The organism is Kitasatospora sp. MBT66 (assembly GCF_000710405.2).
GTDB classification, from domain to species: domain Bacteria; phylum Actinomycetota; class Actinomycetes; order Streptomycetales; family Streptomycetaceae; genus Kitasatospora; species Kitasatospora purpeofusca.
This window is the reverse complement of sequence record NZ_JAIY01000014.1, coordinates 52578-75493: the sequence shown is the minus strand read 5'-3', so window position 1 is coordinate 75493 and position 22916 is coordinate 52578. Positions and strand designations below refer to the sequence as shown.

Here is a 22916-nt window from a genome sequence, read left to right as displayed (position 1 = left end):
TACCTGCGCTGACCCGTCCGGTTCGGGGGACGGCCCGGGCGCCGCGCTGACACCGCCCGCCGGGCCGGCCCGCGCGACGCGGGCCGGTGCCCGGCGGAAACTCGCTCGCGGACAGCCGCGCGCACCGGCATGATGAACCGCATGTTCCAGTACGCCATCGCCGAGTTCCCCGCAGTCGCGGGCGCGATGGCTGCTGCCCCGGCAGTCGCAGCCGCATTCGACGGCGCACGAAGCTGACCTTCCCCGGGTCGTCCCCGGGACCTCGGACGGGGAAGGTCGGCCCGTCGCAGAGGTCCCGTCAGCACATTGACGACTCCCGGAGAGAAACCATGGCCAAGCAGGCCTTCGTGCGCAGCAAGCCGCACCTCAACATCGGCACCATGGGTCACGTCGACCACGGCAAGACCACCCTCACCGCGGCCATCACCAAGGTCCTGGCCGAGCGCGGCGGCGGCTCCTTCGTCCCGTTCGACCGGATCGACCGGGCCCCGGAGGAGGCCGCCCGCGGCATCACCATCAACATCGCGCACGTCGAGTACGAGACCGACACCCGGCACTACGCCCACGTCGACATGCCCGGCCACGCCGACTTCGTGAAGAACATGATCACCGGTGCGGCGCAGTTGGACGGCGCGATCCTGGTCGTCTCCGCCCAGGACGGCATCATGCCGCAGACCGCCGAGCACGTGCTGCTGGCCCGCCAGATCGGCGTCGAGCACGTCGTGGTGGCGCTGAACAAGGCCGACGCCGGCGACCCGGAGCTGCTGGAGCTGGTCGAGCTGGAGGTGCGCGAGCTGCTCGGGGCGCACGGGTACGACGGCGCGGCCCTGCCGGTGGTCCCGGTCTCCGGGCTGCGCGCGCTGGAGGGCGACCCGTACTGGTCGGCCGCGCTGCTGCGGCTGCTGGACGCGGTGGACGCGTACGTGCCGACACCGGTGCGGTACACCGACGCGCCGTTCCTGCTGCCGATCGAGAACGTGCTCACCATCACCGGTCGCGGCACGGTGGTGACCGGCGCGGTCGAGCGCGGGCGGGTGCGGACGGGGGACCAGGTGGAGATCCTCGGTCACGACGCGGACCTGCGGTCCGTGGTGACGGGGGTGGAGACCTTCGGCCGGACGATGGAGTCCGCGGAGGCCGGTGACAACGTCGCGCTGCTGCTGCGCGGGGTGCAGCGCGGACAGGTCCGGCGCGGCCAGGTGGTCGCGGCGGTCGGCAGCGCCTCCGTGCACACCGGCTTCACCGCCGGACTGCGCCTGCTGTCGGCGGCCGAGGGCGGCCGCCGGACGCCGGTGGCCGACGGCTACCGCCCGCAGTTCTACCTGCGGACGGGCGACGTGGTCGGCGAGGTCCGGCTGCCCGAGGGGGTCGCTGTCGCGCGGCCGGGCGAGACCGTCGAGGTGACGGTGACGCTCGGGCACTCCGTGCCGCTGGAGCCCGGCCTCGGCTTCGCCGTCCGCGAGGGCGGCCGGACGGTGGCGGCGGGGACGGTGCGGACCGTACTCGGCTGAGCCCCCGCGCGGGCGGCGGACCCTCGGGTCGGCCGCCCGCGCGGAGGTCGCGGGCCGTACGTCGAGCGCGGTGGCGCGAGTGCGACCGGCCGAGAAGGGTGGCGGGATATTGGCGAACGGCGGCGATCACGACACTCGTGGGTGGGGTGGGCCATCGGCCAGGATCGGTGCATCAGTCCGTACCGCTCGATCCCAGGAGTACTCGATGAGCAGCGCCGTTCTCTCCGTTCCGCCCGCCGAGCCGGCCGTCGCCGAGGCGCACTTCCTCTCCCGGCTCAGCTTCGAGGCCGATGTCTCGGACGTGCGCGCCGACCTCACGGCGGGGGTGCCCGGGCTGGTCGTCGTCGACTCGCGGAGCGAGGTGGCGTGGGCGCAGGGGCACATCCCGGGTGCGCTGCACCTGCCCACCGCCCGGATCCCGGAGCTGGCCGGGCAGTTGGTCGACCCCGGGGCCACCGTCGTCACCTACTGCTGGGGACCCGGCTGCAACGGTGCCACCCGGGCCGCGCTCGCCTTCGCCCGGCTCGGCTACCGGGTGAAGGAGATGCTCGGCGGCTTCGAGTACTGGGTCCGCGAGGGCTTCGCCTTCGAGACCGCCGAGGGCACCGAGCGGCGGCCGATCGACGACCTGACGGCCCCGCGCTCGGGCATCTCCTGCGCCTGCTGACGGCGCCGGGCTCACAGCTCGCGGATCTCCGGGCGGGTCAGGGCGTAGCCGAAGGCGCCGAGCAGGCAGACGCCGGTGGTCGCGAGGACGCCGCTGCTGCCGAAGGCCTCGACCGCCGCGCCGGCCGCGATCACGGAGACGGGGAAGACGCCGAGACCGCAGAAGGTGATGGCCGCCATGACGCGGGCCAGCAGGGCGGGCGGGGTGCTCTTCTGGACGCCGGTGACGACCAGGACGTTGGTCACCGTGCTGGCGCCGCCCGCGACGAGGAGCAGCATCACCGCGCCGACCAGGCCGGTGAACGGCACCAGGCCGATCGCCGCGCCCATCACCAGGCCGGAGCGCATGGCGGTGCGGCCGCGCGAGCGCACCGCCGTGAGGCCGGCCGCGAACAGGCCGCCGACCAGGGCTCCGCCGGTGAAGGCGGCCAGCAGCAGGCCGAGGCCGACGGCGCCGGCGGCGAAGCCGTCGGTGGCCAGGGTCGGCAGGGCGACCCTGGTGGCGCCGCCGACGGTCAGGTTGGCGATCACCGTCACCGTCAGCACCGCGCGCAGCAGCGGCGACTCCCGCAGCAGGGCACGGAAGTTCCGCGGTACGGAGGCCCGTTCGGAGATCGGGCGGGGCGGTGCGACCGTGCTGCCGCGGCCGATCAGCAGCAGCGTCGCCGCCGACACGGCGAAGGTCGCCGCGTCCAGGCCCAGGGCTACGGCCGGGTTCAGCCAGGCGACCAGGGGGCCGGCGGCGGCCGGGCCGAGCAGGCCGGCGCCGAAGGTCACGGTGCTGTTGAGCGCGTTGCCCGCGTGCAGGTCCTCGGCGGGCAGCAGGGTCGGGGTGATCGCCCAGGCGGCGGGCAGGAACACGCCCGCCCCGAGGCCGACCAGCAGCGCGAGCGTGCCGATCAGCCAGTAGTTCGCCGAGCCTGCGGCGGCGGTCGCGCACAGTCCGGCGGTGGCGAGCAGTCGGCCGAGGTCGGCGGTCATCATCACCCGCCAGGCGCCGAACCGGTCGGCGAACATCCCGCCGAGCGGGGTGGCGGCCAGCCGTCCCGCGCCGTAGGCGGCGACCACCAGGCTCAGCTGGCGGGCGCCGCCGCCGAGGGACTGGACCAGCAGCGGCAGGGCGACCACCTGGAACGCGTTGCCGAACTCCGAGGTGCCCTGGCCGATCACCAGCAGGCGGTAGCCGCGCGAGCGCAGCGGCGCGAGGCCGATCCGGGGGCGGAAGCGCAGCAGTCCGCCCGGCTTCGGGCCGCTGTCGGTGCCCGTGCTGCCGCCCGTGCCCGTGCCGCTACTCATCGAGCGAGACCGGGAGCGACTCCAGACCGCGCAGCATGATCGTGTTGCGCCACGGCAGGGTTTCCTCCTCGGCGGCCAGCTCGATCCGGCCGAAGCGTTCCAGCAGGCCGGTCAGCGCCACCTCGCTCTCCAGCTTGCCGAGGAAGGAGCCGAGGCAGCGGTGCAGGCCCTGTCCGAAGGCCAGGTGGCCAGGGTCGTTCCGGTCCAGGATCAGCCGGTCCGGGTCGGTGAAGCGGGCCGGGTCGCGGTTGGCCGCGCCGAGCGATAGCAGGACCAGCTCGTCCGCCGGGATCTCCACGTCGTCGACCGTCACCTCGGCGTTGGTGAACCGCATGGTGGCCATGCTGACCGGGGACTCGTAGCGCAGGAACTCGTCGATCGCGACCGGCATCGCCGCCGGGTCGGCGCGCAGCAGGGCCAGTTGGTCCGGGTGGTGGAGCAGGGCCAGGGTGGCGGTGCCGAGCAGGTTGACGGTGGTCTCGTGGCCGCCGATCAGCAGCAGGAAGACCATCGAGAACACCTCCTTCTCGGTGAGTTCACCGGCGTCGCAGGCCTGCACCAGGTCGGTGAGGATGTCGGTGCGCGGGGCCGCGCGCCGGGCGGTCATCAACTCCCGCAGGTAGTCGTTCAGTTCGCCGGTGGCCTGGTCGAAGGTCATCTCGCCGCCCTGGGTCAGGATCGCCGTCGACCAGGTGCGGAAGGACTGCATGTCCTCCGGTGGGAAGCCCAGCAGCTCGCAGATGACCATGATCGGCAGCGGGAAGGCGAAGTCCGTCACCAGGTCGGCCGTCCCCCGTCCGCGCAGCCCGTCCAGCAGACCGCCGGAGATGCGCTCGACCATCGGCCGCATCAGGTCCACCCGGCGGCGGGTGAAGACGCCCTGGATCAGCCGGCGCAGCCGGGTGTGGTCCGGCGGGTCGCTGTTGAGCATGTGGACGACGTCCGAGCCGAGGGTCAGACCGGCGCCCCGTCCGCTGGCGATGGCCTGGCTGCGGCGGACGTCCTGCCCGAACCGCGGGTCCATCAGCGCGGCCCGGACGTCCTCGTACCGGGTCACCAGGTAGACCGGCAGGCCCTCGCCGAACTCCACCACGGAGACCGCTCCGGCCTCGCGGATCCGGGCGAGCGTGGGGTAGGGGTCGCGGATGAACGCGGACATCCGCGCGGCGGCGTCGTCGACCGCGGTGCTCATGCTTCTCTCCTCGAACGGGTCGGACGGGTCGGACAGGCCGGACTGCTCAGACGGTCAGGGACGGGAACGGCCAGCGGCGCACCCGCATGGGCAGGAACCAGGCCCGCCCGGCCTGTTCGGCGATCAGGCCGGCCTCGGCGAAGTCCCGGTGGACGGCCTCCGGCAGCAGGCCGACCTCCACGCCGTCGGCCAGCGCGTCCAGTTGGGCCAGGTGGCCGGGCTCGTCGACAGTGAACAGCTCCAGCGTCCCGAAGCGGCGGTCCCGCACCTCGACGAAGCCGGGGCCGCGCCGGTAGACGCACTTGCTCGGGAAGTAGCTCGCGCGCCAGTCGGCGGCCACCTCGGCCGCCGCGCCGCCGGTCAACTCCTCGGGCGGGTAGAGATGGTGGAACCGCCGCTGCTCGACGCAGCCGTCGGTGCAGACCGCGTGCCAGAGCGCGGCCAGCCCCTGCCCGGTCGCCTCGCGCAGCAGCATCAGGGCCCGGGCCGAGGCCGCCGGCGCGTCGGCGCACAGCCGCACCGGCTCGGTCAGCCGCAGGCAGCGGACGCCGGCCCGGTGCAGCTCGGTGACCTCCTCCCCCGCCGGTCCGGTCAGGGTCCGGCGGCCGAGCCCGATGCCCGGCAACTCCCTGACGGCGGGGTCGTAGTCGAGCCAGAGTTCGGCCTCCGGGCCGGCCGCCTGCCAGGCCCCGGCGTCGGTCCGCTCAGCCGATCGGGACGGCATCCAGCACCTCCTCGGTCTCGCTCTCGGTCCCGCTCTCGGTCCCGGCGCCGGGACCGCCGGGACGGACGGCGGCGGCGGGACCGTGCCGGTGCCGCATCCGCATCAGCACCTGGTTGTCGGACTCGACTGCGACCTGGAGGTAGCTGTCCCCGTCGTGGAACAGCAGGCCCAGCGCGGTGAACCGCTCCAGCACCGGTTCGACCGCCGCCTCGCCGCCGGGGAGCTTCGAGGCCAGCGCGGCGGGCGAACGGGGCTGCCCCAGCAGCCGGAAGGCGGCGATCTCCACCGGATCGGTCAGCTCGACCACCCGCCAGTCGTAGCCGGGCCGGGTGTTGACGAGCACGATCCGCCCGCCCGCCTCCCGGTAGGTGAGCCGGCTGTCGGGGAACCGGGCGAGCCAGGTGTCCACCGCCTCGCCCAGCCGCTCCGCGACCGCGCCGCCGATCCCGCGCGGCGGTGCGGTGAACACATAGGCCAGTTCGGCGAGTTCGCTCTCCGGCAGCCGGTAGGTCGCGCGGTACTGGAAGGCCGGCCTGGTGATCGCGAAGCCCAGTTCGGGGCGGTCGAAGTACGGGCTGAAGCGCTCGATCGCGATCCGCCCCGCACCGGTCGGCGGGTCCAGGTGGTGCAGCACGGGCAGTTGGCGGATCACCGACTCGTAGTCGTCCGGCTGCTCGCCGGGGAAGCCGTAGAGGTAGTTCCAGGTGACCGAGACGCCCGCGCTCTGCGCGTCCCGCAGCGCGCGCACGTTCTGGCAGCCCGTCACCCCCTTGTCCATGATCCGCAGGACCCGGGTGCTCAGGTTCTCGATGCCGGGCTGCACCTGGGCCGCGCCGGAGTCGCCGAGCAGCTGGAACTGGTGGCGGCGCAGATTGGCCTTGATCTCGAAGTGCAGCCGCAGGTCGACCGGGAGTTCGGCCAGGGACTTCAGGACGGTGTCGAAGTAACCCATGTCCAGGATGTTGTCGACCACGTAGACGTCCAGCAGCTGGTGGCGCTCCGCGAGGGTGAGCACCTCGGCGAGGAAGTCCGCCGGCGGCTTGGAGCGGAACTCCATCGAGGAGCCGTTGAGACCGCAGAAGGTGCAGTGGTGCTTCTCCCCCCACCAGCAGCCCCGGGAGCCTTCGAGCACGAGCTTGGGGTCGACCCAGCCGGCCGCGACGGAGGCGTCCAGCCGCTCGTAGAAGCCGTCGTAGCGGGGGGTCAGGATCGCCGCGGGCGGCAGCGGGCGCCTGGACATCTCGTTGGCCGTCGACTTCCCGGACCCGTCCCGCCAGCACAGCCCGGGGACGTCCGCGAGGTCCCCGCCCGCCAGCAGCGCCGGGAAGGCCGCCTCGCCCTCGCCGCGCACCACGTAGTCCAGGAAGGGGAAGTTGCGGTGCAGCGCCGCGCCCTGCGGGCCGTCGCAGTTCGCGCCGCCGAACACCGTGCGCACCTGCGGGCAGCGCTGCTTGAGCAGCCGGGCGGCGGCGAGGCTCGCCGTGTTCTGCTGGAAGGTGGTGGTGAAGCCGACCAGGTCCGGCGGGTCGGCGGCGATCTCCTCGACCAGTCGGGCGATGAACACGGGGGCGAGCGCGCGGGTGGCCCGGGTGAGGGCCATCTCCTGGTCGCTCGCGCCGTTGGTGGCCAGGTACTCGAAGTACCGCTCGGCGTCGGCGGATTCGGCGAAGCCCGGGGCGGGCTCGTCCTCGCTCTCGCCGTACAGCGCGCCGGCGAAGGCCCAGTCGCCGGCGCCCTGGAAGTAGGACTTCTCGGAGAAGTACTCGTAGTCGTCCACGCCGAATCCGGCGGTCTCGGCCGCCCAGTCCACGAAGTCCAGGTTGGCGTAGCGCACTTCGACCTCGTGGCCGGCGCGGGCGGCGGCGGTGTGCAGGATCCCGAGCGCCAGCGACGGCACGTCGATCGCACCCCAGGGCATGTGCAGCAGGACGATACGCATGATGGCCACTTCTGTCGTGCGCGGGCGGTGGACTCGGACGGTGGCAAATGGGCTGCGGGCAGCGGTGGTTCGCGGAGTGTCGCTCCGGAGCGCCGAGGCGCCCCGGAGCGACCGGGAATCACTTCTTGGACTCCGGCTTCGGCTTCGGCTGCCCCTTGAGGGCGGGCGCGACCGGTGCGGCCTTGGTGATGTCGAGCGCGAAGTTCTGGACGATCACCGCGCCACGGTCACGCTCCGGGGTACCGATCGGGTCGTTCTGGATGCTGCGACGCTTCATGGCTGTTCACCTCCTTCCATCGGCTGGGCGGTTCCCCCGGGGCGGTCGCCCCGAGGTGGTCGGTGGGGTGGTGCGGGTGGTGCCGGCCAGGCCTGTCCGGCGAACCGGACCATTGCGGCCAGCACCGACCGGTGGTCGGCGGTCCGGCGGCTGTAGTGGCCGCCGTCCACCCGGAGCAGTTCGTGCGGCACCGCCAGCCGGCGCAGGTCCGCGGCGTACCGGGCCACCTGCTCGGGCGGGCACCGCTCGTCGTCCCGCGAGACGACCAGCAGCACCGGCGAGCGGACCCGGTGCACGTACGACCGCGGGTCGGCCGCGCGGTAGCGCTCGGGCACCTCCTCGGGGCTGCCGCCGAAGAGCTGCCGGTCGAGCGCGCGCAGGGCCGGGGTGGTGCCGCGGTAGGTGGCGGGGTAGTCCGCGATCGGCTGGGCGGCCATGCCGAGCGACCACAGGTCCGGCTGGACGCCCATCGCCAGCAGGGTCAGATAGCCGCCCCAGGAGAACCCGCAGAGGCCGGTGCGGTCCGCGAGCGCCGTGCCGTCGGCGACCAGCTCGGCGCGGACGGCGGCGAGGTCCTCGATCTGCGCCAGCCCGACCCGGTGGTCGTACTCGTGCTGCCAGCGGGCACCGTAACCGGTGGAGCCGCGGTAGTTGGTGCGCACCACCGCGTAGCCGTGGCCGACCAGGATGTTCACCCTGGGGTCGTAGGAGTCCCGGTCGTGGGTGGCGGGGCCGCCGTGCACCAGGAACAGCGTCGGCCACGGGCCCCGGCCGGGCGGGGTGCTGACGAAGCTGTGGATCCGTCCGTAGGGGCGGGGCGTCCAGCGGCGGCCGCGGGAGGTGCCGTCCAGGTCCAGGCCGGGGTGGTCCGGGTCGGGGCCCGGTCGGGCCGCCGCCCCCGTCCCCGCCCCCGTTCGCGCCTCCGTACCCGCCTCCGCCCGCTCCTCCGGGCGCAGCACCAGCGGGCGGGGCGGGGTGGACTCCCGGCTCCAGACGCAGTGCAGGGTGCCGTCCGGGGCGCAGGACAGGTCGTGGATGGTGCCGCCGGGTGTGCCGAGCTCCCGGACGACGGGCGACGGGTCGAGCTCGGCGAGCAGCAGTCGGCTCCGTCCGGCCCGCTCGTGCTGGATCAGCACCCCGCGCGGCCCCCGGTACCAGCCGGCCGATATCTGGGCGTCGAAGGACAGGCCCGGGTAGCGGCGCAGCCCGGTGTCCGCGCGCCAGGTCGCGACGGTGTACCGCTCCTCCTCCTCGACCACCAGCAGCAGTTCGGGGTCGTGGACGGCGAGCGGGTTGAACTCGATCGGCCAGAGCCGCAGTCCGCCGCCCCCGGCCGCACTGACGGCCGGGCCGCCGTCCGTCCGCCACAGGAGCACCGCGTCGTCCCCGTCGGGCCGCCCGCCGAGGGCGAGCAGCCGGCCGTCCGGCGACAGGTCGGCCAGGCTCAGGTACCCCGGCGCGGAACCGATCAGCCGTGCCTCGCCCGCGGGCGGTCCGACGTAGCAGTGCGAGGCCCCGTCGACGCCGACCGCCACCGCCGCGAGCGCGCCCGTCCGGTCGAAGGCGACGCCGTACGGGCGCCCGGCCGGCACCCCGTGCAGCGCCTCGCCGTCCGGCCCGCCGGCGAACGGCTCCCGCCGCCACCGGCCCCGCTCGTCGCTGTCGGCGTCGAACCACCAGATGGCGTCGCCGTCCGGCTCGATCTCGCTCAGGTGCACGCCGCCGGGCCGGTCGGTGACCACCCGTCGCCGGTCCGTCCCGAGGTCCCAGGCCACCGCCTGCCAGCGCTCCTCGACGAGCCGCGTCTCGACCGCTCGGCCCGCCGCGAGCGCGGCGAAGCCCGGGGACTGGAACGCCTGTGTCACGGACCCGCCCTTCCGGCTCGATGGTGGGAACAGGCTGCGCCGAACGTTCGAGGAACCAGCGAACTGCTGTGACACAAAGGTCACTTGTGGAGGAGCGCGGTCCACTCTAGGGGGGTGCTGCGGACTCGAACAGACCTCGCGCACGGTTGGCCGAAAGAAAATTGAAATGGACACCGCCCGACGGGAGGCACCGTCTAGAAGTCCCAGCCGTCCGCCTCCACCGCCACCGCGGCGACGACCGCACCGGCGGCCCGGAAGGCATCGCCCGCCATCCCGGCGGCCAGCGTGGTGCCGTCCACCGGGTCGATCAGCAGGAACGCCCCGGTGCGCCGGGAGTCGGCGTAGGAGTCGAGGGCGAGCGGCTCGGCGGTGCGGACCCTGACCCGCCCGATGTCGTTGGCGACGAGGCTCCCCGGCTCCGGGTGCTGGGAGAGGTCGTCCAGCGTGAGCCGCGACGGGATGTCCTCGACGATCGCCTTCACGGTGCGGGTGGTGTGCTTGAGCAGGACCCGCTGGCCGACGGTGAGCGGGGTGTCGGCGACATGGCAGACGGTGGCCTCGACCGTCTTGGCGATCCGCGGCGGCCGCGGCCCGGCAGTGAGCATGTCGCCCCGGCCGACGTCGATCTCGTCGGCGAGCCGGACACTGAGCGAGGCGCCCGCCGCGACCGCGTCCGCCGCCTGTCCGAGCACGTCGAGCGCGGCGACGGTGGTGACCCGGCCGGAGGGCTGCACGGTCACCGCCTCGCCCACCCGGAGCCGCCCGCTGAGCAGTTGGCCCGCGTAGTAGCGCTCCCCCTGGTGCCGGATGACCATCTGGACCGGGAAGCGGGTGGCACCCTCGGCCGCGCCGTCCCCGACCTGCACCGACTCCAGGTGCTCCAGCACGGTGGGGCCGCCGTACCAGTCCATCCGCGCGGAGGGCTCGACCACATTGTCCCCGGCCAGCGCCGAGATCGGGATCGCGGTGACCTCGGGGACGCCCAGCGCGGTGGCGTACGCCGTGAACTCCTCGGCGATCAGGGCGAAGACGGACTCCGCGTAGCCGACCAGGTCCATCTTGTTGACCGCGAGGACGACGTGCGGGACACGCAGCAGCGCGGCGATGGCGGCGTGCCGGCGGGTCTGCTCGACGACGCCGTTGCGGGCGTCGACCAGGATGACCGTCAGTTCGGCGGTGGAGGCGCCGGTGACCATGTTGCGGGTGTACTGCACATGGCCCGGGGTGTCGGCGAGGATGAACCGGCGCCGGGGGGTGGCGAAGTAGCGGTAGGCGACGTCGATGGTGATGCCCTGCTCCCGCTCGGCGCGCAGGCCGTCGGTGAGCAGCGCCAGGTCCGGCACGGCGGCGCCGCGCGCGCGGGAGGCGTGCTCGACGGCCTCCATCTGGTCGGCGAGCACGGACTTGGAGTCGTGCAGCAGTCGCCCGACGAGCGTGGACTTGCCGTCGTCGACGGAGCCGGCGGTGGCGAAGCGCAGCAGGGTGGTGGGCGACGGGCCGAACAGGCCCTCGGCGGCGGTGCGGTGGCTGCTCATCCTAGAAGTACCCTTCCCGCTTGCGGTCTTCCATCGCCGCTTCCGAGAGCTTGTCGTCGGCGCGGGTGGCGCCGCGCTCGGTGAGCCGGGAGGCGGCGATCTCGGCGATGACCTTCTCGATGGTGGTCGCGTCGGAGTCGACGGCGCCGGTGCAGGACATGTCGCCGACCGTGCGGTAGCGGATCAGCCGGGTCTCGACCGGCTCGTCCGCCGTCGGGCCGCCCCAGTCCCCCGCCGTCAGCCACATGCCGGCCCGCCGGAAGACCGGCCGCTCGTGCGCGTAGTAGATCGCCGGGAGGTCGATCTTCTCGCGGGCGATGTACTGCCAGACGTCCAGTTCGGTCCAGTTGGACAGCGGGAAGACCCGGACGTGCTCGCCGGGCGCGTGGCGGCCGTTGTACAGCTGCCAGAGTTCGGGGCGCTGGCGGCGCGGGTCCCACTGCGAGAACTCGTCGCGCAGCGAGAAGACCCGCTCCTTGGCGCGGGCCTTCTCCTCGTCGCGCCGCCCGCCGCCGAAGACGGCGTCGAAGCGCTCGGTGCGGATCCGCTCGGTGAGCGGCACGGTCTGGAGCGGGTTGCGGGTGCCGTCGGGGCGTTCGCGCAGCACGCCCCGGTCGATGTAGTCCTGCACGGAGGCGATGTGCAGGCGCAGTCCGCGTTCGGCCACCACCCGGTCGCGGTAGTCGAGGACCTCGGGGAAGTTGTGGCCGGTGTCCACGTGCAGCAGCGCGAACGGCACGGGCGCGGGCGCGAACGCCTTCAGCGCCAGGTGCAGCATGACGATGGAGTCCTTGCCGCCGGAGAACAGGATCACCGGCCGTTCGAACTCCCCCGCCACCTCGCGGAAGATGTGCACCGACTCGGACTCCAGGGCGTCCAGGTGGCCGAGGGCGGAGAGGTCGTCCGTCATCGTGCCGATCGGGCGGGGGTTCATGTCAGCCGCCTTTCCGCCAGCAGGTTCAGCAGGTCCGCCGCCGATTCGGCGACCGTCTGCCGGTGCGCGGGGATGCGCAGATCGGGGTCGGCCGGGGCCTCGTAGGGGTCGTCGACGCCGGTCAGTCCGGTGAGCTCCCCGGCGGCCTGCCGGGCGTAGAGGCCCTTGACGTCGCGTTCGGCGCAGGTGCTCGACGGGGTCGCGACATGGACCTCCAGGTAGGGCGTGCGGGAGGTGTCGTGCCGTTCCCGGACGGCCTGCCGGCTGTCCGCGTAGGGCGCGATGGCCGGGACCAGCACCAGCACGCCGTTGCGCGCCAGCACCTCCGCGACCAGGCCGATGCGCTGCACGTTCGTGTACCGGTCCGCGCGGCCGAAGCCGAGGCCGGAGGAGAGGGTCAGGCGGAACTCGTCGCCGTCCAGCACCTCGACCCGGCGGCCGTCGGCGCGCAGGCGCTCGGCCACGGCATGGGCGATCGTCGTCTTTCCCGAACTGGGCAGGCCCGTCAGCCACACCGTCGCACCGCACTCGCACGTGCGCGTCGTCGGGCTGGTTCGCAACTCCGTTTCCACCGGTGTGTCGCTCTCTTTCTGGAAGTCGGGAGGTCCGGAAGCCCGGAAGTCCTTGGGTGGGGCGACCCGGCTCAGGCGGTCGCGGCCAGCCGGTCGAACAGGTCCCGCACCGGCACCCCGGGGTCGGCCGCGGCCGCCGCCAGCGCGGTCCGCCACTGCCGCAGTACGAGCGCCGCCTCGTCCGCGCTGAAGAAGTCCAGGGCGTAGTCGGCCCGGACGTCCCAGCCGTCGCCGTCCGCGACCACGTACTGGAGCCAGTCGAACTTCGCCGCGGCGCCGCCGACGTGCACCCGTTCGCAGCGCAGGCCGGGCAGCTCCAGCCGGCTCGGCGACTGGTCGAGGACGAGACAGATCCGGCTGAGGTGCTCGCCGGACAGCACGCCCCGGGTGCGGCCGACGCCGCCGCCGAGCCGGGCGTAGGGCACGTTGCGGTGCCTGAGCACGTCCAGCGAGCGGCGTTTGGCGGCGGCGCACACCTCGGCGAAGGTGGAGTCGGCGGGGACCCGGTAGCGGACCGGGAGCAGGTCGGTCAGACAGCCGAACACGCCGTCGAGGTCGGGCTCGCCGCGGCGGGACACCGGGGTGCCGATCACCACGTCCTCGCCGTTCACCGCCGCGGCGGTGACGGCCGTGCAGGTGCTCATCAGGACGTGCGGGGTGGTCCGCAGCGCGCGGGCCGCCGCGCGGACGGCCTCCCCCAGTTCGGCGGGCACGGTGGTCCGCACGGTGTCGCAGGCGGAGCCGCGCCGGGCGGCGAGCGGTCTCGGGCGGGGCGGCAGCTGGGCGAGGGCGGGCGCCCCGGCCAGCAGGTCGGCCCAGAACGCGAGGTCCGCCGGGGCGGTCCCCACCGCCCGGGCCCGGACGGCGTGTTCGCCGAGCAGCAGCGCGGGCGGTTCGAGCCCGGCCGGGGCGCCGCCGGTCTCCTCGGTGTACAGGGCGGACAGTTCCCGGTCGAGCAGCACCAGGGAGGCGTCGTCGACGGCGACGTGGTGGATCTGCAGCAGCAGCACGTGCTCGTCCGGTGCCCGGTCGTAGAGGGTGAACCGGGCGGGCGAGACGGTCAGGTCGAGCGGTCGCTGCCCGGCCCGGCGCAGCGTCTCGTACAGGTCGTCGTGGTCCGGCTCCCCGCCCGGCCAGGGCAGGCGTTCCAGCGGGACGGTGCCGGCCGGGTCGACGCGCTGCACCGGGCCGTCGTCGCCGAGGTCGAACCCGCTGCGGAGCACCGCGTGCCGGGCGACCAGGGCGGCCAGGGCGCGCTCCAGGGCCGGGACGTCGAGCGGTCCCAGGATGCGCTGGGCCCAGGTCTCCAGGAACGGTGAGGGCTCGCCCAGGAACCGGTCGGCGATCCAGAGCGCCTCCTGCTCGTAGGTCTGCGGGAATTCGCGCATCAGCGGGGGCGCCTCTCCAGAGCCGACAGGTCGACCTTGCCGTTCTCGCGCCTCGGCAGCTCGTCCAGTTGCTCGAACCGGCCGGGCACGGCGTAGGCCGGGAGCGTGCCGGTGAGCTTCCTGCGGACGTCCCGCGCGGTCAGTTCGGCGCCCTCGGCCAGGGTGTAGACGAGCGCGATGTGCTCGACCGTCCCGCCGGCGTCGGTCCGCGCGACGGCGGCGCAGGTGCGGATCTCCGGCAGCGCGCCGGCGGCGGCCTCGATGTCGCCCAGCTCGATCCGGTTGCCGCTGAGCTTGACCTGCCGGTCCCGGCGGCCGTGGTAGTGCAGGACCCCGTGCTCGTCGAGCAGGCCGAGGTCGCCGGTGCGCAGGGCGCGGCGCCGCTGGCCGTCGATCTCCAGGGTGGGGAACCGCTCGCGGGTCAGCGTCGCGTTGTTCAGGTACCCGAGCGCCACGCCGGGGCCGAGCGCCACGATCTCGCCGCGTTCGCCGGGCGGCGCGGGTGTGCCGTCCTCGCGCAGCAGCAGCACGGTGGTGCCGGGCACCGGCCGGCCGACGGGGATGCCGGTGGGGACGGTGGTGTCGGCCGGCCGCATCCGGTGCACGGTCGTCAGCATGCAGTTCTCGGCCGGGCCGAAGCCGTTCCAGAGCGGCAGGTCGGGGAAGCGCTCCAGGAAGCGCGCGACGTGCCGGGGGGACTGCTTCTCGCCGCCGACGTAGAGCGTCCCCAGGCCCGCGAAGGCGTCCGGGTCCTCGTCGACGACCAGGTTGAACAGGGAGGTGGTCAGCCAGAGCGTGTCCACGCCCTGCTCGGCGACGAGGGCCCGCAGCCGGCCGGGCATCAGGTGGTTCTCCTCGACCACCACGCAGGTGCCGCCGGTGGTCAGCTGGCCCCACAGCTCGAAGGCGTACATGTCCCAGGCGCCGGGGGCGACCTGGGCGGTGGTGTGCCCGGGGCCGAAGCCGTCCAGCCCACCTGGGCCGAACATCCGGGTCACCGCCCGGTGCGGGATCAGCACCCCCTTGGGGACGCCGGTGCTGCCGGAGGTGAAGAACACCGTGGCCAGGTCGTCGGGGGCGGTCCGCACCGGGGTGAACGGCCTGGTCACCGCCCCGGCCGCCAGCGCGGCCAGCGGACCGGGGGCGAGCGTCCTGATGACGCCGAGCGGCTCGCCGCCGGGCCGGCCGACCACCACCGGGTCGTCGAGCTGGGCGAGGATCGCGGCGAGGCGGCTCGCGGGCCAGCGCGGGTCGAGGGTGGCGTACGCGGCGCCGCTCATCAGCACGCCGAGCTGGAGCGCGATCAGCTGGGCGCCGCGCGGCAGCAGCAGCGGGACGATGTCGCCGGGCCGCACGCCCCAGTCGGTCAGCCGGCCGGCGAGGACCCGGGCCGCCGAGGCGAGGGTCCGGTAGTCGATCCGCTCCTCGCCCTGGACCAGGGCGAGGGCCCCGGGCGCCCGGTCGGCGTGGGCGGCCACCGCGGCGTGCACGCTCCGCGGCGGCGGGACGTAGGCGGCGGGGACGTCGGGCACGGGGACGTCGGTCTCGGCGGTCATTCCGCACCGAGCCGGATCTGCTCGGTGAAGTCGGCCAGTTCGTCGTACTCCAGCAGCCAGGCGGGGTCGACCTTGAACCCGAGCCGGCGCTCGATCCGGGCGCAGATCCGGATGGCCGCCAGCGAGGTGCCGCCGAAGTCGTAGAAGCTGTCGCGGCGGCCCACCAGGTCGACGCCGAGCACCTCGGCCATGACGTCGGCCACCTGCTGCTCCAGCTCGTCGGCCGGGGGCTCGTACTCGGCCTTGCACACGACGTCGCGGTTCTCGGTCACGGGATCTCCTGTTCTCGGCTGATCGGCTGCTCGGCCTGTCTCGACGGCTGGGTGTGCTCAACGGCTGGATGCGGAAAGGCGACTGGGCGACTGGGCGCAGCGCGGCCCGGCTCAGGCGATCGGTTCGACGGCGCTCGCGGGCCGCACGTCCCGCTCGGCCTCGCGCAGGGCGCGCGTGGTCACCCGGGAGGCGAACACCACGGCCGCCAGCGCCAGTCCGACGCCGCAGACCACGAAGGCGTGCGCGGGGCCCAGCCAGCGGCCCAGGCCACCGCCGGTCAGCGCGCCGACCGGCACCGCGCCGAGCACGATCAGCCGGTAGGCGGCGGTGACCCGGCCGAGGAGTTCGTCGGGGACGGCGGCCTGCCGCAGGGTGCTCACCACGATCTGGTTCAGGGCCGTGGAGATCGCGGCGAGGAACATGACGATCTCGGAGAGCACGATGCTCCCGCTGAGCCCGAGGACGAGGTAGCTGGCGGCGGGCACCAGTGCGGCGAGCCAGGTGACCGGCCCCCCGCCGATGGCCGGGACCACCCGCGCCGCGATCAGCGAGCCGATCACGGCCCCCACGGCCGGCACCGCGATGAAGACGCCGTACCAGGACTTGGAGACGCCCAGCGGCCCGGTCGCCAGGAGGACGAGCAGACCGGCGGTGGCGGAGGAGAACAGGTTGATCGAGCCGGAGATGAACGCCACCCGGCGCAGCAGCCGGTGCTCCCAGAAGTAGGACCAGCCGGCCCGGATGCTGCGCAGGACGTCGCCCGCCGAGTGCTTGCCGCCGCTGGTGTCGCTCGCGGTGGGGAGCATCCGGGGCAGGGTGACCGCGGCCAGCGCGGCGAGGGCGAAGAGCCCGGCGGTGGAGGAGAACACCATGACCGCCGACAGGGCGAACAGGGCGGCGCCCGCCGTCGGTCCGACGAAGTTGTTGATCGCCGACTGGGTGGCGAACAGTCGCCCGTTGGCCCGTTCCAGGTCGGCGCGCTCGACCAGCCGCGGCGGCACCGTCAGCGCCGCGTTGTCCACCAGCGTCTCGGCCGTGCCGGCCAGGAACACGGCGAGGTAGAGGACCACGATGCTGTGCAGGTCGGCCGCCAGCGTCAGGACGAGCAGGAGGAAGCCGACCGCCCGGATCGCGTTGCCCCACACCATGATCAGGCGCCGGTCGATGCGGTCGGCGAGGGCGCCGGACGGCAAGGTGAAGATCAGCCAGGGCAGGAACTGCGCCACCGTGATCCCGGCGACCAGCAGCGGGTCGCGGGTCATCTCCACGGCGAGGAGGGGTACGGCCGCCAGGACCAGGCCGTCGGCCAGATTCGACAACCCCTGCGACCACCACAGCCTGGTGAAGCCAGGGCCCAAACTCATGTCCGCTCCTCTTGTTCGTGCGTACGTGCAGGTGTGCCGTGCGGATCGTGCATGCCGTGCATGCCGTGCGTTCTCGCGTGCCTTCGAGGACCGGATCAGCCGTTCGCCGGCGCCGGGGTGCCGCCCAGGGCCGCCGTGATCCGCGTGTAGTAAGGGAGTTGGTCCCGCTCGAACGCCTCGGCGATCGGCTCCAGCTCCGCCGGGAACGGCTTGCGCCCGGCCGGAGCGGCACCCAGCGCCCGCGACTCGCCGGCCGCGGCGTGCCAGCGCCCGGTGGCCTCCCAACTGGCCGGCGGCTCCTGCTTGAAGGCCAGCGCCTCGGCGCGGAAGTCGATCCCCATCGCCTCGCAGTACCGCCGCACCTCCGCCTCCGCGCCGCCCGCCAGCCGGTCGCCGTCGACCAGGTGCATCGGCAGGCCCGCGGCGGTCACCGTCTCGACGATGTCCCACAGGTGCCCGAAGCCCATCGCCGAGGAGGTGGCGTCGGCCTGCATCACCAGGTGCGAGCGCACGGTGTCCCGGGGGTTGCGGACCATCGCGGCGTGCCGGCACCGCCGCAGGAAGTCCAGGTCGGTGCCGAGCCGGTCGAGCGGGAAGTCGGTGGTGTCCTTGAAGAACACCGGCCGCTCGGCCGCCGTGTCGACCAGCGCGGCCATCACCTCCTCCTGGCTGGCGCAGCTGCGGCCGGCCACGTCCGCCTCGCCGAAGTCGCACACCCGGGAGAACGGCTCGTGAACCACCAGGAAGTCGCCGCGCTCGTACATCGCGCGCTCGAACGCGGTCGAGCGCGACCTCGGCACGCTCCACAGCGCCAGCAGGCTCGGCTGTTCCGTCATGACGCCGCCTCCGGAAGGGTCTTGTCCAGTTCGGCCAGGGCGGCGCGCAGCACGCGGACGCCGTCGAGGTACTCCTGGACCAGGATGTGCTCGCTGTCGGTGTGGTCCTCGTGGCAGTCCCCGGGGCCGTAGGTGGCCATCGGTACCCGCCAGGTCCTGCTCAGGGTGTTCATGTCGCTGGTGCCGGTCTTGAGCTTGTGCGCGGGGCGCAGCCCGTTGGCGGCGATGGCGCGGGAGAGCGCGCGGACGCAGGCGGAGCCGCGCGGCACGGTGACGGCGGGCACCTCGTACACCGCCGACACCTCGACCTGTTCGCCGAGGACCGCCCGGACGTCGCGCAGCAGGTCCTCGGCGGAGGCGCCGGGCGGGGTCCGGAAGAGCAGCGAGCAGGAGCTGACGAAGGGTTCGAACCGGCCGTCCCGGACGACCATGCCGATCCCGTCGAAGGTGTCGTTGCCCCGGGTGCCGTAGGTGTCGAAGAGCCGGGCGAGGGCGCGGACCAGGGTCTCGCTGGACTTCGGTCCCGGGGTGGCGGTGTGGGTGCGCTCGACCTCGCAGCGCACCGCCAGCTGGACCATGCCCTTGTAGCCCACGGTGACCGAGGACGCCCCGCTCGGTTCGCCGACGATCACGGCGTCCGGGACGGGGACGGTGACCCGGACGTGCTCGGCGCCCCGGGAGTGCAGCGTCTCCTCCTCGACCGCGCCCACCCAGTGGATCCGGATGCCGAGGTCCCGGCTGTTGAGCGCGGCGACGAGCATCGCCGTCAGCGGGCCCTTGGCGTCGACGGCGCCCCGGCCGCGGACCAGGGTCTCGGTGTGCTCGAAGGGCACCTCGCCCGGCACGGTGTCGAGATGGCTGAGCAGCATGACCGTGCGGGTCCCGTGCCCGACCAGGACGTGCACGTTCCCCACCTCGTCGAGGTGGCTCTGCGCGCCGTGGGCGACGGCGATGTCCCGGAGGCGTTCCGCGAGCTTCCGCTCGCTGCCGGAGACGGACGGGACCGCCACCACCTCGGCGAGCAGGGCGACGGCGTCGCTGTCGGTCAAAACTCTTGTCCTGGTCGAGGATTGATAGATCGTCATATCGTGCCACGGCCCTTTCCGATGAGGGTACCGCTGCCGCGCAGGGCGGCCGCGATCGGCGCTTCCACCCGGCCGTCGCAGACCTGGACCGCCAGGGCGCCGTGGTCCAGTGCCTCCACGGCGGCGGCGACCTTCATCCGCATGCCGCCGCCCAGGGTGGCCACCAGCTCCGCGGCGGCGTCCCGGTCCAGTTCGGGGACGACGGAGGCGGGGTCGTCGCGGTCGGCGAGCACGCCCGGGGTGTCGGTGCAGAGCAGCAGCCGGTCGGCGCGCCAGGCCGCCGCGATGGCGCAGGCCATCCGGTCCGCGTCGACGTTGGTGGGCTCGCCCTCGGCCGTCATCCCCGGCGGGCAGACCACGGGCAGGATGTCGCAGGAGTGCAGCGCCTCCAGCACCCTGGTGTCCACGCCGACCACCTTGCCGGCCAGGTTGTCGCGCACCACCCGGACGCTGTCGCCGAACACGGCGCGGATCGCCGCCTTGCGCCGGGTGCGGACCAGCCCGCCGTCCATGCCCGAGAGTCCCGCGGCGGTGACGCCGCGCGCGGCCAGCTCGGAGACGATCCGGGCCTGGGTCCGCCCCCGCATCGCCATCATCAGGGCGGTCAGGGTCGCCGCGTCGGTGTACCGGGTCACCATGCCGTCCGGGGACCGCAGGGTGCGCCGGGGCAGGCCGAGTTCGGCGACGGTGTCGTCGATGTCCCGGGAGCCGCCGTGCACCACGACGATGCGGTGCCCGGGCCACAGGGCGGCGATGTCGTCGGCGATCGCGCCGCTGTTCTGCTGGAGGCTTCCGCCCCACTTCACCACGATTCTCATCCCGGTCACACCGGGTGCAATCCGGGGAAGGTCAGCCCGGACGTCTCCGGCAGACCGAGCATGAGGTTCATGCACTGCACCGCGCCGCCGGCCGCGCCCTTCACCAGGTTGTCGAGGCTGCCCATCACCAGGGCCCGGCCGCGGTGGTCGGCGACGATGCCGACATCGCAGAAGTTGGAGCCGAGCAGCACCTTGGGGTCCGGGTAGCGGAACGTCCCGCGCGCGCTGTTGACCAGCCGGACGAACGGCTCCGGGCCGTAGTCCTCGCGGTACATGGCGAGCAGTTCGCGCTCGCCGACGTCCCCGACCGACACCTTCGCCAGCGTCTGCACACCGCGCACCTGCGGGGTCGCGGTGACCGTCATCGAGACGTCGACCCCGAGCGCCTCGGCCACCTCGGCCTCGTGCCGGTGGTCGAACGGCGCGAACACCCGCATCACTCCGCTGCGCAGGGCATGGGAGTTGGCGTCGCCGCCGGAGGCGCCGGAGCCGCTGCTGCCGGTCCTGGCGTCGACCTGGACGTCCTGGAGCAGCCCGCGGGCGGCGAGCGGCGCCAGGCTCAGGATGGCGCTGGTGGCCATGCAGCCCGGGACGGCGACCCGGGTCGCGTCGACGATCTGCTTGCGGTGCAGCTCGGGCAGGCCCCGGACGAAGGCCGCGGCGTGCTCCCCGTCGCGGCTCCAGCCGTAGTAGCGCTCCATCAGCGCGGGGTCCTCGATCCGGAAGTCCGCGGTGAGGTCGACGATCCTGGGCGCGAGCGCGGCCATGTCGTCGAGGATCTCCGCCGTGGACCCGTGCACCCCGGCCAGGAACACCAGGTCGACCGGTTCCAGTTCGGAGCGCCTGCGGTAGCGCAGTCCGCTGCCGCGCAGCGGTGGGTGCGCGGTCTCCACGGCGCGGCCGGCCTGGGTGTCGGAGGTGACCGCGGCCACCTCGACCTCGGGATGGTGCACGAGCAGGCGCAGCAGCTCACCGCCCACGAAGCCCCGCCCACCCACCACTGCGATGCGTTTCATACCGGTTCCTCCACCTCGACCATCTCGGCTGTCCAGGCCTCGACGATGCGGGCGGCGACGTCGACACCCGTCGCGCGCTCGAACCCCTGGAACTCGACCCGGGAGTTCACCTCCAGCACCGTGTGGCTCCCGTCCGCGCGCTCGACCAGGTCCACGCCCGCGATCGTCGCGCCGACGGCGGCGGCCGCCCGGACGCAGAGCCGGTGGACCTCCTCGTCGGGCGCGTGCTGCTCGACCGTCGCTCCCCTCGCCACGTTGTTGCGCCAGTCACTGCTGGACCGGGTGATGGCGCCGACGCACACGCCGTCGACGACGATGCCCCGGATGTCCGGCGAGCCCGGCCGGACCGCCTCCTGGACGATCACCGTGCGCGCGACCGCCGAGGGCAGCGCGGCGCAGTGCTCCAGGACGGCCTCGGCCGCGTACTGATCGGTGATCAGGCTGACCCGGTTGCCCCAGGAGGCGCTGAGGGGCTTGATCACGGCGGGGTAGCCGAGGGCGGCGACCGCCGCCCGGCCGGCCTCCGGGGTGGGGGCCAGCAGGGTGGTCGGGGTCGGTACGCCCTCCTGCCGCAACCGCAGGTAGGTGGACCACTTGTTGCCGCACACCCGGATCGCCGCGGCGTCGTTCAGGGTGCGGGCGCCGAAGGCCTCCAGCGACTCCCCCGCGAGGGCGGCGCGCTGGCTGGAGATCTCCCGGTTGAGCACCGTCGTCCCCCGCAGTTCCTCGGTCTCCCCGGGTCCGAACGACATGGTGCGGGGGTCCAGTCTGGCGACCGGGATCCCGCGGCGGTCCAGCTCGGACAGGAGCCGCCGTTCCTCGTAGCGGACGGTCGACAGCAGGATCCCGAGCCGTGTCGACGCACTCCGCGGATCACTCACCCCAGTCCTCTTCGGGCTCGGGCGCGAGGGCCAGCTCCAGCGGGTCGACGGACTGGATCTCCAGCTCGGTGGCGCAGCCGGGACAGCTCACGATCTCCCCCTGGTAGCTGTCCCCCGGTATCTTCAGCGGGCCGTCACAGCTGACGCACAGTGCATCCATCTCTTCCTGTCCTCTCTCGGTCTCTGCTCGGTCGTTTCCCGGTCACTACGGTCGGACGTCTCTCGGTCGTCTCTCGGTCGCTACGGTCGGTCGAGGAACTCCAGTACCCGGCGCAGAACGGCTCCGGCGGTGAGTCCGCTGTCCTCCAGCAGGTCGCCGTGGCTGCCGGGCGGCAGGAATCCGGAGACGCCGACCGGCAGCCAGCGGATCCCGCGCGCCCCCAGCGCCGACGCCACCTGCGCGCCCATGCCGCCGGAGGTCCACGCCTCCTCCAGCGTGACCAGCCACCGGCAGTCGGCGGCGACGGCCCGGCCGACCGCGCGGGCCGCCTCCGGGTCGACGGTGTGGGCGTTGATCACCTGGGCGTCGTACCCGGCGGCCGCGAGCCCCCGCGCCACCTCCAGGGCCGTGGCCAGGATCTCCGGGCCGGTGGCGACCAGGGCCAGGTCGCGGCCGGGCCTGACCTCCTGCGGCACGCCGAGCTCCGGCTCGGGCAGTCCCGCGAACACCGGCGAGTCCTTGCGGCCGAGCCGCAGGTAGGTCGGGCCGTCGTACTGCAGGCACTGCCCCAGCAGGGACACCGCCTGGCGCGCGTCGGCCGGCACGACCACCCGCATGTTCGGCAGCGCGTTCATCAGCGCCAGGTCCTCGGTGGCGTGGTGGGTGGGCCCGAGCCAGCCGCCGCTGGCGCCGCCGTGGGTGCCGACCACGCACACCCGTCGCCTCGGGTAGGCGATGTCGAGCTTGATGAACTCGAACGCCCGGCTCACCGAGAAGGCGGCGAAGGTGCAGACCAGGGCGCGGCGTCCGCAGTGCTCGGCGCCGGCGGCGAGCCCGACGGCGGCGTTCTCTGCGATGCCGACGTTGAGGTAGTCCATCCCGGGGGCCGGCTTGACGCTCCCGGTGTCGGTGTCGACCACCAGTACGTTGTGGCGCGCGGCGAGTTCCGGCAGGGCGTCGGCGAACGCCGCCCTGGTGCTCGCCCGCTCCGGTGCGGTCTCAGCCACGGCCGGGCCTCCCCCCGCCGG

The 22916-nt window shown here is 73.7% G+C and carries 22 protein-coding genes; 2 read left to right on the top strand and 20 right to left on the bottom strand.

Going from position 1 to position 22916, the window contains the following annotated elements:
* The first annotated feature begins 329 nt into the window (after window positions 1-329).
* Both tuf and BI06_RS34855 read left to right on the top strand, forming a co-directional pair.
* The gene (gene tuf, locus BI06_RS34860; protein WP_043475036.1) at window positions 330-1511 is read left to right on the top strand and encodes an elongation factor Tu; all 1182 of its coding nucleotides are present in this window, start codon (window positions 330-332) and stop codon (window positions 1509-1511) included.
* A gap of 205 nt (window positions 1512-1716) precedes the next feature.
* Window positions 1717-2178, top strand: a complete 462-nt coding sequence (locus BI06_RS34855) for a rhodanese-like domain-containing protein (protein WP_030396217.1) — start codon at window positions 1717-1719, stop codon at window positions 2176-2178.
* Window positions 2179-2189: 11 nt separating this feature from the next.
* Here the strand turns inward: BI06_RS34855 and BI06_RS34850 are convergent, their stop codons facing one another.
* The 20 genes from BI06_RS34850 to BI06_RS34760 all read right to left on the bottom strand — a co-directional run bounded on the left by BI06_RS34850 (window position 2190) and on the right by BI06_RS34760 (window position 22895).
* On the bottom strand, window positions 2190-3473 hold the full coding sequence (locus tag BI06_RS34850; protein ID WP_082558907.1) for an MFS transporter: 1284 nt from the start codon (window positions 3471-3473) through the stop codon (window positions 2190-2192).
* Complete coding sequence (locus BI06_RS34845; protein ID WP_030396219.1) at window positions 3466-4665, bottom strand: cytochrome P450; 1200 nt, start codon at window positions 4663-4665, stop codon at window positions 3466-3468. The genes BI06_RS34850 and BI06_RS34845 overlap by 8 nt, the downstream gene beginning before the upstream one ends.
* A 46-nt stretch (window positions 4666-4711) precedes the next feature.
* Complete coding sequence (locus BI06_RS34840; protein WP_043475034.1) at window positions 4712-5389, bottom strand: DUF5825 family protein; 678 nt, start codon at window positions 5387-5389, stop codon at window positions 4712-4714.
* Window positions 5370-7328 (bottom strand): RiPP maturation radical SAM C-methyltransferase, encoded by a 1959-nt coding sequence (locus BI06_RS34835; RefSeq protein ID WP_082558913.1) that lies wholly within the window; start codon window positions 7326-7328, stop codon window positions 5370-5372. The genes BI06_RS34840 and BI06_RS34835 overlap by 20 nt, the downstream gene beginning before the upstream one ends.
* 118 nt (window positions 7329-7446) lie before the next feature.
* On the bottom strand, window positions 7447-7605 hold the full coding sequence (locus BI06_RS52620; protein ID WP_167349777.1) for a hypothetical protein: 159 nt from the start codon (window positions 7603-7605) through the stop codon (window positions 7447-7449).
* Window positions 7602-9470: a prolyl oligopeptidase family serine peptidase gene (locus tag BI06_RS34830; RefSeq protein WP_051742602.1), complete on the bottom strand. Its 1869-nt coding sequence runs from the start codon at window positions 9468-9470 to the stop codon at window positions 7602-7604. Before BI06_RS34830 ends, BI06_RS52620 begins: the two co-directional genes overlap by 4 nt.
* A 194-nt stretch (window positions 9471-9664) precedes the next feature.
* A complete protein-coding gene (locus tag BI06_RS34825) occupies window positions 9665-11005 on the bottom strand; it encodes a sulfate adenylyltransferase subunit 1 (RefSeq protein WP_043475031.1) in 1341 nt (446 codons plus the stop codon).
* Window position 11006: 1 nt separating this feature from the next.
* Window positions 11007-11939, bottom strand: a complete 933-nt coding sequence (gene cysD, locus BI06_RS34820) for a sulfate adenylyltransferase subunit CysD (protein WP_051742601.1) — start codon at window positions 11937-11939, stop codon at window positions 11007-11009.
* A complete protein-coding gene (gene cysC / locus BI06_RS34815; RefSeq protein WP_051742600.1) occupies window positions 11936-12499 on the bottom strand; it encodes an adenylyl-sulfate kinase in 564 nt (187 codons plus the stop codon). The genes cysD and cysC overlap by 4 nt, the downstream gene beginning before the upstream one ends.
* Before the next feature lie 83 nt (window positions 12500-12582).
* Window positions 12583-13899: a condensation domain-containing protein gene (locus tag BI06_RS34810; RefSeq protein WP_030396226.1), complete on the bottom strand. Its 1317-nt coding sequence runs from the start codon at window positions 13897-13899 to the stop codon at window positions 12583-12585.
* Entirely contained in the window at window positions 13899-15455 is a 1557-nt protein-coding gene (locus tag BI06_RS34805) for an amino acid adenylation domain-containing protein (protein ID WP_051742599.1), read from the bottom strand. Before BI06_RS34805 ends, BI06_RS34810 begins: the two co-directional genes overlap by 1 nt.
* Window positions 15452-15727 (bottom strand): phosphopantetheine-binding protein, encoded by a 276-nt coding sequence (locus tag BI06_RS34800; RefSeq protein WP_030396228.1) that lies wholly within the window; start codon window positions 15725-15727, stop codon window positions 15452-15454. The genes BI06_RS34805 and BI06_RS34800 overlap by 4 nt, the downstream gene beginning before the upstream one ends.
* Before the next feature lie 111 nt (window positions 15728-15838).
* Window positions 15839-17092, bottom strand: coding sequence for an MFS transporter (locus BI06_RS34795; RefSeq protein ID WP_043475028.1), 1254 nt, complete (start codon window positions 17090-17092; stop codon window positions 15839-15841).
* A 95-nt stretch (window positions 17093-17187) separates the two neighbouring features.
* Window positions 17188-17928: a sulfotransferase family protein gene (locus BI06_RS34790; RefSeq protein ID WP_043475025.1), complete on the bottom strand. Its 741-nt coding sequence runs from the start codon at window positions 17926-17928 to the stop codon at window positions 17188-17190.
* Entirely contained in the window at window positions 17925-19013 is a 1089-nt protein-coding gene (locus BI06_RS34785) for a M20/M25/M40 family metallo-hydrolase (protein ID WP_043475024.1), read from the bottom strand. Before BI06_RS34785 ends, BI06_RS34790 begins: the two co-directional genes overlap by 4 nt.
* Window positions 19010-19831, bottom strand: a complete 822-nt coding sequence (locus tag BI06_RS34780) for a [LysW]-aminoadipate kinase (RefSeq protein WP_043475116.1) — start codon at window positions 19829-19831, stop codon at window positions 19010-19012. Before BI06_RS34780 ends, BI06_RS34785 begins: the two co-directional genes overlap by 4 nt.
* A 5-nt stretch (window positions 19832-19836) precedes the next feature.
* On the bottom strand, window positions 19837-20847 hold the full coding sequence (argC, locus tag BI06_RS34775) for an N-acetyl-gamma-glutamyl-phosphate reductase (RefSeq protein WP_030396233.1): 1011 nt from the start codon (window positions 20845-20847) through the stop codon (window positions 19837-19839).
* Window positions 20844-21728 carry a RimK family alpha-L-glutamate ligase gene (locus tag BI06_RS34770; RefSeq protein WP_051742597.1) on the bottom strand — a complete coding sequence of 295 codons (885 nt, stop codon included), beginning with the start codon at window positions 21726-21728 and terminating at the stop codon, window positions 20844-20846. Before BI06_RS34770 ends, argC begins: the two co-directional genes overlap by 4 nt.
* Window positions 21721-21888: a lysine biosynthesis protein LysW gene (locus BI06_RS34765; RefSeq protein ID WP_030396235.1), complete on the bottom strand. Its 168-nt coding sequence runs from the start codon at window positions 21886-21888 to the stop codon at window positions 21721-21723. The genes BI06_RS34770 and BI06_RS34765 overlap by 8 nt, the downstream gene beginning before the upstream one ends.
* Window positions 21889-21968: 80 nt before the next feature.
* Window positions 21969-22895 carry a transketolase family protein gene (locus tag BI06_RS34760; RefSeq protein WP_030396236.1) on the bottom strand — a complete coding sequence of 309 codons (927 nt, stop codon included), beginning with the start codon at window positions 22893-22895 and terminating at the stop codon, window positions 21969-21971.
* Window positions 22896-22916: the final 21 nt, after the last annotated feature.